Below are 12,202 nucleotides of genomic sequence, written 5' to 3' on the forward strand. Positions count from 1 at the left end.
TGGATCAAGAATACGCGTTAACGGTTCTATTTACCATCTAGCTAAGTAAATGTAATGTAAAAACAGAGAGTAAAAGGTAATCACTTTACGGAGATCGCTTGCTCGTAAGTACGCTCTAAGTAATAATTAATACAAATATCATCAATATTATTCTTGATTACATAACCTAAAGAATGACACATTCGATGACAATTAACTGGCAGTGAGTAAGCAATGAGACAAGATGAATATTTTTCAGTTCACTTAGGACTAACAATCAATGTCGAACCATTAGCTGATGGTAAGCCTCTCCCCAATTTCGAGACTTTCAGTGCTGAAATACCACCATTGTTTCGTATAGCTCGCGAATGTAACACGCTCGAAGAAAATGCAGAACGCCTATTAAACGGATTCGGTAAAGAAGACAGTAAAGCACTAGTGGATTACCTTAGTGCTCAAAATAGTAAAATAAACCTGCTGTTATCTTACGTGCTATCTCAACAAGATAATGCTAATTATCGTTATATTACCGAAACCTTTGGCGCCAGTAATCTAAGCTTTTATAGCCCACACTCTTTTAGCGTTGGGCAAAATGTCACTATTAAATTATTTTTAGATCACCCAGCAGCGGCAATTTATTGTTATGCTGAGGTGGTTAATTGCTCTGCTTTAGATGATCGTTTTTTAATCCAGTTACAGTACACGCAACTGTTAGAAGAAGATCGTGACTTATTAATCCGTGCCGCACTGCATTGCCAACAAAAGCTTTTACGTCAGCGGACCCAACAACGAAACATGAATAATAACAATGACGAATAAAACATTACTCTCAATCCCCTTACCAAAAAAATCTGGGGATAATCGCTACATCGGTAATTTATCTGGTTCTGCGTTGGCGTTGTCATTAGCAGAAATAGCCACGCAACATAATGGTCCTATACTTGCCGTTGTCGCTGATACTCAAACCGCACTGAAGTTACAGCCAGAAATCACTCAGTTCTGTGATTTTGACGTCCATGTTTTCCCTGATTGGGAAACATTGCCTTATGATAATTTCTCACCCCACCAAGATATTATCTCTGAACGTTTAGCACGTCTGTATAAAATGCCAACGCAGAAAAACGGCATTATTTTAGTCCCTATCAGTACCCTCTTGCAGCGATTAACACCGCAAGAGTTTATTCATCAACATGCATTAATTGTCAAAAAAGATGATCGTATTTCATTAGAAAAACTACGCTTAAAGCTAGAAGCCTCTGGTTATCGTCACGTTGATCAAGTGATGGAGCACGGTGAATACGCTAGCCGAGGATCATTAGTTGATCTTTTCCCAATGGGAAGCAATGCACCATACCGGATTGATTTCTTTGATGATGAAGTGGATTCTATTCGCCAATTTGACCCTGAGAATCAGCGTTCAACCGTAGAAATCACCTCCATAGATCTACTGCCTGCGCATGAATTTCCAACCGATGAATTGGCAATAGAAAACTTCCGTATGCGATGGCGTGAACGATTTGAAGCCCGCCGTGAACCTGAATCTATCTATCAACAAGTTAGCAAAAAAATCTGGCCTACAGGTATTGAATATTGGCAGCCGCTATTTTTTGATCATACTGAAACCTTATTTGATTATTTACCAACTAATGCACTATTGGTGACATTAGGTGATTTAGAACCTGCGGTAGACACTTTCTTACATGATGCTGAGCACCGTTATGATCAACGTCGCGTTGATCCGCTACGGCCATTACTTGCACCTAAAGAATTATGGCTCACTAAAGACGAAATGTTTGCAGGTTTTAAACAGCTGCCTCGCGTAAGAATACAACATGAAGCTATTGACGCTGAAAAAGTGGGTCGCTATAACCCTGCTTTAACGCTCGTTCCTGCTATAACTATTAACCATCAACTCAAAGAACCATTCGCAGAATTACGTCAATTTACTGAGCAATTTAAAGGCAAGATCATCTTCTCAGTTGCCTCTGAAGGTCGTCGTGAAGCCTTATTTGATTTATTAGCGCGCATAAAACTACGTCCAACCGTTTTTGATAACCTTGATGCTGCAATGGCGGATAAAGCCAAGCATTGTCTGGTTATTGGTGCAGCGGAAAATGGTTTTATTCTTGAAAAACCTGCGGTTGCTTTTATTTGTGAAAGTGATTTGCTTGGCGAACGTATTCAACAGCGCCGCCGCAATGACAAAAAAACCACCGTTAATGCTGATACTATTATTCGTAACCTTGCAGAATTACAAGTGGGTCAGCCAGTGGTTCATATCGATCACGGTATCGGGCGCTACCAAGGCTTACAAACACTAGAAGCTGGCGGTATTAAAACTGAATATGTCACCCTTGAGTATCAAGGTGGCGCAAAACTGTATGTACCCGTTGCCTCATTACACTTAATCAGTCGTTACTCTGGTGGTGCTGAAGAGAGTGCACCAATTCATAAGTTGGGTGGTGAAGCGTGGGTTAAAGCACGTCGTAAAGCGGCGGAAAAAGTCCGTGATGTGGCAGCCGAGTTACTTGAAGTTTACGCTATGCGTGAGCTAAAACCGGGCTTTAAGTTCAAACTTGATCGTGAAAGCTATGCTGATTTCTGTACCAGTTTCCCGTATGAAGAAACCTATGATCAAGCGTTAGCGATTAATGCCGTCTTATCTGACATGTGCCAACCAAAAGCCATGGATCGTCTTGTTTGTGGTGACGTAGGCTTTGGTAAAACAGAAGTCGCAATGCGTGCTGCCTTTGTTGCAGTAGATAACAACAAGCAAGTTACTATCTTAGTACCAACAACATTATTGGCACAGCAGCATTTCGAAAATTTCCGTGACCGTTTTGCCAATACGCCGGTTCGCGTTGAAGTATTATCGCGCTTTAAAACAGCCAAAGAACAAAAACAAATTCTAGCGGATGTTGAAGAAGGTAAGATTGATATTCTTATTGGTACGCACAAACTGCTCAATAGCAGCGTTAACTACCATGATCTTGGATTGCTGGTAGTCGATGAAGAACACCGCTTTGGTGTACGCCAGAAAGAAAAAATTAAAGCCATTCGTGCTGATGTTGATATTTTAACACTAACTGCAACCCCGATTCCCCGTACATTAAATATGGCGATGAGCGGCATGCGTGATTTATCAATTATTGCCACACCACCAGCACGTCGTTTAGCGATTAAAACCTTTGTTCGTCAAGGTGATGAAAATATTATTCGCGAAGCAATATTGCGTGAAATTAGCCGTGGTGGCCAAGTTTACTTCTTACATAACGAAGTCGATAGTATTGAACAAACTACTGAAGATTTAGCCAAGTTAATTCCCGAAGCACGTGTCACCTTTGCTCATGGTCAAATGCGTGAACGTGAACTTGAACGGATCATGGGTGATTTTTACCATCAACGTTTTAATGTATTGGTTTGTACCACTATTATTGAAACAGGTATTGATGTGCCAACCGCAAATACCATCATCATGGATCGTGCAGATAACCTTGGCTTAGCGCAATTACACCAATTACGTGGCCGTGTCGGTCGCTCCCACCACCAAGCCTATGCGTATTTACTAACGCCACACCCAAAACGTATGACCAAAGATGCGGTTAAACGCTTAGAAGCCATTGCGTCACTTGAAGATCTTGGTGCTGGCTTCACGCTTGCTACCCATGATTTAGAAATTCGTGGTGCAGGTGAACTCCTCGGTGATGAGCAAAGTGGGCAAATTCAATCGGTTGGTTTTAGCCTCTTTATGGAGATGCTAGAACAAGCAGTAGAGTCATTACGTGAAGGTAAAGAGCCAACACTTGATGACTTGCTTAAGCAACAAGCTGAAGTTGAAATGCGCATTCCAGCATTACTACCTGATGACTATATCCCTGATATTAATACTCGATTATCTCTTTATAAACGCATAGCGAGTGCAAAAGATGATAATGAACTCAATGAGATTAAAGTTGAATTAATCGATCGATTTGGTCTTTTACCAGATGCCGCTATCAACCTAATTACCGTTAATAGTCTTAAACTAAAAGCAGCTATCATTGGGGTTAAAAAAGTGGAGAGTAATGAAAAAGGAGGTTACCTTGAATTTAAACAAGATGCCGCCATTAACCCTCATTTCTTGGTTGGTTTACTGCAAACACAACCCCACAATTTCAGGATGGAAGGCCCAACTAAATTAAAAATTGTATCTAGCGAGACCGACCGTAAAAAGAGAATTAAATTTATGGAAGATCTACTTAATCAATTTAGAGAAAATATGATTTAATATCACCCCGCCCTAGACATAGCGTCTAGGGCTGTTTCTTTCTTATCGTTATTATCACAACCACGTCATAGACAAGAATTATCATGAAAATTGACTTTGAACTTACCACGCCTCGACTCATCTTACGCCCGTTTAAGACCGCAGATTTAAACGCTTTTCTTGAAGCGGTTACCCAATCAAGTGAACAACTCCAACCCTGGTTAGAGTGGTGTGATGCTGATTTTGATCAACAGCAAGCTCACGAATGGATCGAAGCAAGTCGTTTAAGTTGGCAGCATGATTACAGTTATGAATTGGCTATTTTTGATCGCTTTAATGATGATTTTGTTGGTGCCGTTTCTCTCAGTGCTATTGTGCCGTTATTTAATTCCGCAAATCTCGGCTATTGGATCACCCAGAGTTATCATCGTCAAGGCATGGCGACTGAAGCCAGTCTTGCTATTATTCAATTTGCTTTTCAAATGTTAGGCCTAACCCGTTTAGAAATAATTACCCATATTGATAATTATGCCAGTCAGAAAACAGCTCTTGCGTGTAATGCCGTTTTTGAATGCGAGGCGAGAAATCGTATTTTTCATCAAAATATGCCCATCAATGGCTACGTCTATTCACTCATACCACAAGATTTATATTAAGCATCGTTAATCACGTTGGGATTGGTATACATCAATCTTTCATTCGCTAATTTCAGGTATCATTAGCGCCTCTTTATTCAAAAAATAGTTTCTCATTATGCAAACAACAGAAAGTCGCCATGGTCACGATGTACTCAATCTTATTGCCGATGCATCAACACCTTTCACCATCAAAACATTACACGCGTATGTTGAACAACATTGGGGAACCAACGTGCATTTTCATACCTGTAAACTCAATGATCTGTCATTAGAGGCGTTGATTACCTTTCTTTTATCGCGTAATAAGATCACACTTGACGGAGATAACTTGCATACAAATCGAGATAAAATCTGTCAGCATTAAGATTGTAATCCACCGTATTACCACCACGACTTAGTCATTAGCTAATATTGGTGGTAATTTATATCTCCCATTTCCTCATCAAAAGTTAATTGCATTATCTATAAACGAGCAATTAAAATAGAAGAATAAAGCACAATTAAATAATATCACAAACTATTTACTTTATTTTATAAAACAAATTAATATTCATAAGATAAAAACCTGCACTTAAATATTTTAAGTACAGGTATTTAGTTTATTTTAAATATTATATAGAAAGTCGTCTAACAGCAGAAGATACTATTAGTTATCTGTTTTTGGTTATTATTTTTGAAATATTAGCATCAAATAATAATTCAGTTTCTTGTAACCACTGATAGCGCTTCGTATAGAGTTTTCTTTTATTTCTATTTAAACTTTCTAAATCTTTTTTAGGAACATTTAACGGTATTTTATAAAAATCATTATTAAAAACCTCTGCACCATATTCTTGCCAATGACTATCATAATCAAAAGTCACCACATTACGTTTACGACCAATGTACCGCCAAGATTGATACATATGTGATTTATTACTAATACCACATAACATCTTTATATCTAAACTACGGGCAAGCATGATAGCAAACTCAAGAATTAACGCTTTCGGCCGTAAACCATGACATCCTTTCGTTAATGCTTTTATTATATCATTTCTATTTTCAACATCATGATTAGGTCCTTGTATTGAACCTATGTACATCGAACCTTGATTTTCTTGGCTTAAATTCATTGTAATCATATAGATACGTTGATTTTTATCATTAACCAATCGTAACCCCAAAGCCCCTTCTCTATTCTGACCGCGATCCAATATCAATTTATATTTAGCTTCATCGCGATCTTCTATTTCCAATAAGCAATAACCTTCATCTCGATAAATTAAAGGTAAATTGGATGAAAACAACTCTGACATGCATTGAAAATGTTGAGTCACAGAAGTAATTCTTTGTTTTTTATTCCAATTAACACATAAATAAGGTTTAAATGGTTTTTTTAAAATATGAGGATGCAACGCTAATATCACACTAAGATTGGGTGTTAAAAAAGTATTCATTAAGTGCTTTAAACGCGAGTAATGTATATAACTCCATATTATAAATCTTATATCTTTTCTTTTTCGCTTCCATCCAGAAGATTTATAATTAAAACGATCAGCAATATTTGTTATCGTTTTAAAAAAGCTGTCTTTAGAATGTAGTTCGTTAAATTCATGTATAGCATTAATGGACTCACCTTGTGGAAGTAAGTTTATATCATTAATATTATTATTCATTCTGTTACTATTGACCTCATTGTTATCATCTCCTGAGGAAATAATTAAGCCCACATACATATCAAAAAGGCATATTACAGTAACAAAGAATCAAATCAACAAATAACATACAACGTAAATTAAACATTAACTTTCATTTACGTATAGTCAGGCTTAATCGATACACTAAAAATAAGAAAAATTAGTATGCAGCCTCTGCTTTCATACTGTTACTTATGAAAGAGAATGGTAAGATAAATCAATTTTATTAAGTAAGGATACACTCGTGCCAAAAATTATTATCGCAGTCGTTATCGCTGCATTAGTTGCATTTTTTCTTTATCGCTCTTACAACAACAAACAAGCGGCGCAAGAAAACATTAAAATTGGGCAAGAATTTCTAGCTGCAAACAAACTAAAAGAAGGTGTACAAACTACCGCTTCTGGTTTGCAATATTTAGTATTACAGCAAGGCACTGGCACTGAACATCCAAAAGCAACAGATACAGTGACTGTTCATTACCACGGTACATTACTTAATGGGACTGTTTTTGATAGTTCAGTTGATCGTGGTGAAAAAATTTCATTCCCACTAAATCGAGTGATTAAAGGTTGGACGGAAGGCTTACAACATATGGTTGTGGGTGAAAAAGTACGTTTCTTTATTCCCGCAAATCTTGCTTACGGTAATAATGGTGCAGGTAGTATTCCACCAGGCTCAGTACTTATTTTTGATGTTGAGTTATTTAAAATTAACTAAATAATCAACACCAATAACAACGCCAGTATGACGCTCAATTAACAAGCGTTTATCATACTGGCGTTTTTTATTGCGTGAAAAAAATCTTAGTGCAGTTTTAAGCTTGGACGAAGCACACGGTTAATACGCCCTACTAACATAATCAAACCGGTTTTAAACATGCCATGAAGTGCCATTTGATGCATTCGGTACAATGAAATATAAACCATACGTGCAATACGGCCTTCAACCATCATCGAACCTTTAGACAGATTCCCCATTAAGCTACCGACAGTAGAGAAACGGCTTAATGAGACTAATGAACCATGGTCGCTATAGATATACGGCTTTTGCTCACGATCTGATAATTTAGCCACGATATTAGAAAAGCAACGACTTGCCATTTGGTGTGCCGCCTGTGCGCGCGGTGGTACAAATGAGCCATCTTCTTGCACACATGATGCTAAATCACCAATAACATAAATATTATCATCACGGGTAGTTTCTAATGTTGGCTTAACCACTAACTGATTAATACGGTTAGTTTCAAGACCCGCAATATCTTTCATGAAATCAGGGGCTTTAATACCTGCCGCCCAGACCATGATTTGCGCAGGAATATGCTCGCCATCTTTGGTTGTTAAGCCTGTTTCATCAGCTTTAGTCACCATGGTTGCAGTACGAACATTTACACCTAATTTAGTTAATTCATTATGCGCAGCTTGTGAGATACGCGGTGGCAATGCAGGTAAAATACGCTCACCCGCTTCCACTAAATTAATGTTTAAACGTGAACTATCAAGATCACCAAAACCGTAGTTATGTAATTCTTGAACGGCGTTGTGTAACTCAGCAGAAAGCTCTACCCCCGTTGCACCTGCACCAACAATGGCAATATCAACTGTTTTTTGGTCTTTGTTGGCATGTAACTTCATGAACTGGTTATTCATTTCACTACGGAAACGGTGTGCCTGTTCGGGGCTATCAAGAAAAATACAATTATCACGTACACCTTGAGTATTAAAATCGTTTGAGGTCGAACCTAGCGCTAAGACTAAAATATCGTATTCTAACGAACGCTCAGGTACCAATAGCTCATTTTGCTTATCATATAATGCTGCTAATGTGATCGTTTTTGTTTCACGATCAATATCTTGTAATGATCCCATCTGGAAATCAAACGAATGATTTTTAGCATGTGCGCGGTAACTAATCGCATCAACACCTGCATCTAATGAGCCTGTTGCTACTTCATGTAACAACGGTTTCCATAAATGACTAGCACGACGATCAACTAATGTGATTTCTGCACGACGTTTACGGCCTAATGTACGACCTAATTTAGTAGCTAACTCCAAGCCACCAGCACCACCACCCACAACGATTATACGTGTCAAGATAGCTTCCTCTCTATTTTATGATTTTTAAAAACTGACAAAGACTGAATTGCATAGCAGTCTGCTGATAGTAAATAATCACGCATAAAGACTGCTAGGCGAAAAAGTATTAGCTCACGCATGTAGGCAGACGGATCTACGACCCGTCTGTGATATGTAGGAGGTAATGGTTCCGTTGTTACTGCGCTTTAAACGCTTTTATTTTTTGTAGATGCTGTGATATTTTTGCAAACTTATGGGATTCTTTTTCATCCCAAATAATGTCGTAAAATTGATCTAGCGCATCTTTTGTTTGCTGATTATCTAACACTTCATCATGAGTTGAAAGGATACAAAGACAATTTCCTGTATTTTTTTTACGAAAATTTGTTACACACTTTGTCAAAATATCTTCATATTCTTCTGGACGGTCTATTTTTCCTTCCATATTACGCTCAGGATGCAGATTAGGATTTAACATGACCTGCTTTATACCTGATAAGAATCCAATCCGTTCCGCCCAATAACCGCCAAGGCCAACACCACAAATTAAAGGCTGAGGATCATTACTGGTTTCAAGCAATTTATGCACTTCTTTTAGAAGATGTTGCATATCATGTTTGGGATGAAGTGTGCTGTAATTTAGAAAACGAACATCAGAATCAATAAACTGCAATTGCAATACTTTATCGTGATTACCTGGGCTTGTTGAATCAAAGCCATGTAAATAAATAATCATTGTTATCTCTCGCTATCTAGTAATAATTTTACTTACTATCTATACCGACATCGACGCGTTAAATCCATAATCCAAGTAATGTTTTAACAAATTTAAAACAAAAAACATGATCTCGCCTACAAAAACAGATTCAAGCCCCAAAGCACCATCTCTGTTTGTGTATTACTTATCATAAGTTACTGATTATTTTGATACACAATAATTGTATATATCAATCAACAGTTATTAATATATTCAATGAGTTGCTGCTGCAATTGCGAAGCTTGTCGTAAATACTCAGGTTGCTGCCAAATGTCGTAGCCAACCAAATACCATAATAATGCCAAATACTGACACCATGGCTGCCACGCGATAACAGCCGCTAACCACTGCTGTTTATTAAATACCGTTTCGTCATTGATAAGCGCACGATAATCACAATAATCATTAACTACTTGTTCAATATCTAATTCATTAGCAATAATAGTCATCGCTAAATCTAAACTGGGATCCCCTGCAGCTGCATATTCCCAATCAATAATTTTGGCACTGGCAATAGTGTCGGTATTAATCGATGGCACGATAACGTTATAGCGTCCGAGATCAAAGTGACAACAACAGTCATCAAATGCTACAGGTAAAGGCTGGCTCTGAAAGAAACGATAGATTGAGAATAGAGACGAGGTGTGATGGTCGGTATGGAGGTATTGCCAATAATGCTCTGCACGTTGATGGACATCTAATCGCCACCAAGGTAATGGCAGTTGGTGTACTTTGGCTTGTAATTGGCACAGTCTCTGATCAGAAAATACCGTGGTTGCTTCTACGCCAGATAACCATTCAACCACCAGCCCTATTACTTGTGTGGTCGGTTGTGATGTCGATTTTTCTGCCGATGGTTCAGCACTAACAACTAACTGTAATGGTTTTGGTGCTAACTCAGTATCAGCGATCATCGACAATAATTGGTATTCATGTTGGCGTTCAATACCAAATACTTGTGTTGATGTCGAGAATGGTCGCCATACATATTCTTTACTGTGGTTGATTGAGGGATGAAATAACGTTAATTTCCAACAACGATTCGTTAGTCCCCCTGTAAGTACGGATGCTGATATTAATTCAGTATCAGGTAAGGCAATTAAAAGGTCACAGTCAAAATGTTCATCATCAACCATATTGCGATTCCTCACCTGATACTAAGATACTATCGTTACCAAGCAGTACTGTTAGTTGCAGCTGTTTTAATGACTTGATCTTGATCAGACCATTCAATAATGCCTGATTTTAAATCCATTAAACGCATGGTCACTTTATAATACGTTTGTTTACCGTTTGATGTTGATTTCGTTACCGTTGATACGTGACCATAAAGCATATATTGTGCACCAACCATATTGCCAAATTGGATTGCAGTGCTCTGATTTACAAAACGATCATCTTCACGGAAATTTAATTGTTGGCGTACCGCTTTTACACGAGCAGGATCAACAAAACTAAATTTACCTGAATCTTGTAAACGTTCAGTAATTATTGCGGTTAAATCTGTTGTATCAATATGCTGTCGAGTTTGATTTTTAATACTATCAACCACAACAATCGGCTCACCATGTGCAGTCATAGAACGAACAGCCGCTGAAGCCAACATCTTATCAACCATTGATGATGATAACTTTTCTAAATCACTGGCTCCAAAATTAGTTACTGCATTTTCAATTCCATGCAATCCACCACCGTAATTAATCGGTTGAGCACAACCCCCTAATAACGTTGCTGCTGCTAGCAAGGCCATTACACTCTTTTTCATTTTAACTACCTTTCGTATTATCTATTTTATTCATTAATTATTGGTGTCACGCACAGCAATACGATATTGCGTAGCCATTATGCTAGGAGCTAATGCTTGCAGTAACGATACTTGATTGCGAGTCATTGTCAGTGTGCTAAATGTTGACGGTAAATGATTTATTTCTAATCCTTTTGCATCATACCAATAAAAACGATAACTCAGTGATATAGTTGCGTCAGTTTTGTTCATAACTTCAACAGATGCATGCAAATAACCACCACGTTGTTCCGTATTTGAATGGCTAAATTGAAGCTTATTCGCTAATACCGTATTGCCAATAACAACATTGTGATTACTCTCTTCAAGACGGATCCCCGACATTGTCGCACCACTACAACCAGTCAGTAATGTCACTAACAATATCGTCAATATAGATATATATCTCATGCTATATTAATATACAGCTAGGCTGTAGCCTCCTAATTTTCAATAGGTTATCTATCAATCTTGTAACTCTATTCAAAAGAATAAAAAAAGCCTGAGTAACCAATAACCAATCATTATTAACAGATTAGCCATTTCATACTCAAGCTTTATTATCAACAGATTCTATTGCAATTTCATGCTAAGAATTTATTACTTATTAGCTAACAATCATTGGACCTAATGGGCGACCGCCTAATAGGTGCATGTGAATATGATACACTTCTTGGCCACCAAAAGGATTGCAATTAACAATCAAACGGTAACCATCTTCAGCAACACCTTCACTTTGTGCAAGTTTACGCGCAACCGTAAACATACGTCCCATCATTAACTCATCTTCGGCTTCAACATCATTGACCGTAGGCAACAATTTGTTCGGAATAATAAGGATATGGCTTGGTGCGCGAGGATTAATATCACGAAATGCCGTTACTAATTCATCTTGATATAAAACGTCTGCTGGAATTTCTTTACGAATGATCTTACTAAAAATAGTTTCTTCAGCCATACCTGACTCCATTAAATAATCAGCTTACATTAATTCTAGGTTAAGTATGCGCTACCCACGTCTAGAGGGCAATATTGAACACTGTT

Annotated in this window: 12 protein-coding genes; 5 read left to right on the forward strand and 7 right to left on the reverse strand. The window is 37.9% G+C overall.

All coding sequences use genetic code 11. The annotated features are described in order from the left end of the window. The first annotated feature begins 213 nt into the window (after positions 1-213). From C9J51_RS03745 to C9J51_RS03760, 4 genes are all read left to right on the forward strand, one after another. On the forward strand, positions 214-798 hold the full coding sequence (locus tag C9J51_RS03745; protein WP_045039376.1) for a PilZ domain-containing protein: 585 nt from the start codon (positions 214-216) through the stop codon (positions 796-798). After that, positions 788-4,246, forward strand: coding sequence for a transcription-repair coupling factor (mfd, locus tag C9J51_RS03750; RefSeq protein WP_045039375.1), 3,459 nt, complete (start codon positions 788-790; stop codon positions 4,244-4,246). The genes C9J51_RS03745 and mfd overlap by 11 nt, the downstream gene beginning before the upstream one ends. Positions 4,247-4,329: 83 nt before the next feature. Beyond that, on the forward strand, positions 4,330-4,881 hold the full coding sequence (locus C9J51_RS03755; RefSeq protein ID WP_045039374.1) for a GNAT family N-acetyltransferase: 552 nt from the start codon (positions 4,330-4,332) through the stop codon (positions 4,879-4,881). A 97-nt stretch (positions 4,882-4,978) separates the two neighbouring features. After that, positions 4,979-5,227, forward strand: coding sequence for a YecH family metal-binding protein (locus tag C9J51_RS03760; RefSeq protein ID WP_045035579.1), 249 nt, complete (start codon positions 4,979-4,981; stop codon positions 5,225-5,227). 286 nt (positions 5,228-5,513) lie between these two features. Here the strand turns inward: C9J51_RS03760 and C9J51_RS03765 are convergent, their stop codons facing one another. Continuing rightward, entirely contained in the window at positions 5,514-6,521 is a 1,008-nt protein-coding gene (locus C9J51_RS03765; protein ID WP_164838137.1) for a VirK/YbjX family protein, read from the reverse strand. A gap of 265 nt (positions 6,522-6,786) precedes the next feature. On the opposite strand from C9J51_RS03765, the gene C9J51_RS03770 reads away from it, so the two are divergent. Continuing rightward, on the forward strand, positions 6,787-7,260 hold the full coding sequence (locus tag C9J51_RS03770; protein WP_045039373.1) for an FKBP-type peptidyl-prolyl cis-trans isomerase: 474 nt from the start codon (positions 6,787-6,789) through the stop codon (positions 7,258-7,260). Positions 7,261-7,346: 86 nt separating this feature from the next. On the opposite strand, the gene C9J51_RS03775 is transcribed toward C9J51_RS03770, so the two are convergent. From C9J51_RS03775 to hinT, 6 genes are all read right to left on the reverse strand, one after another. Beyond that, positions 7,347-8,636, reverse strand: a complete 1,290-nt coding sequence (locus C9J51_RS03775) for an NAD(P)/FAD-dependent oxidoreductase (RefSeq protein ID WP_045039372.1) — start codon at positions 8,634-8,636, stop codon at positions 7,347-7,349. Between the two features lie 178 nt (positions 8,637-8,814). Further along, complete coding sequence (gene ycfP / locus C9J51_RS03780; protein WP_045039371.1) at positions 8,815-9,354, reverse strand: alpha/beta hydrolase YcfP; 540 nt, start codon at positions 9,352-9,354, stop codon at positions 8,815-8,817. Between the two features lie 215 nt (positions 9,355-9,569). Continuing rightward, the gene (locus tag C9J51_RS03785) at positions 9,570-10,511 is read right to left on the reverse strand and encodes a phosphotransferase (RefSeq protein ID WP_045039370.1); all 942 of its coding nucleotides are present in this window, start codon (positions 10,509-10,511) and stop codon (positions 9,570-9,572) included. Between the two features lie 35 nt (positions 10,512-10,546). Continuing rightward, complete coding sequence (lpoB, locus tag C9J51_RS03790) at positions 10,547-11,140, reverse strand: penicillin-binding protein activator LpoB (protein WP_045035583.1); 594 nt, start codon at positions 11,138-11,140, stop codon at positions 10,547-10,549. A 33-nt stretch (positions 11,141-11,173) separates the two neighbouring features. Then, complete coding sequence (locus tag C9J51_RS03795) at positions 11,174-11,536, reverse strand: YcfL family protein (protein WP_052667772.1); 363 nt, start codon at positions 11,534-11,536, stop codon at positions 11,174-11,176. A 229-nt stretch (positions 11,537-11,765) separates the two neighbouring features. Next, a complete protein-coding gene (gene hinT / locus C9J51_RS03800; RefSeq protein WP_045035585.1) occupies positions 11,766-12,116 on the reverse strand; it encodes a purine nucleoside phosphoramidase in 351 nt (116 codons plus the stop codon). Positions 12,117-12,202 lie beyond the last annotated feature (86 nt).

The organism is Photobacterium iliopiscarium (assembly GCF_003026395.1).
Classification (GTDB): domain Bacteria; phylum Pseudomonadota; class Gammaproteobacteria; order Enterobacterales; family Vibrionaceae; genus Photobacterium; species Photobacterium iliopiscarium.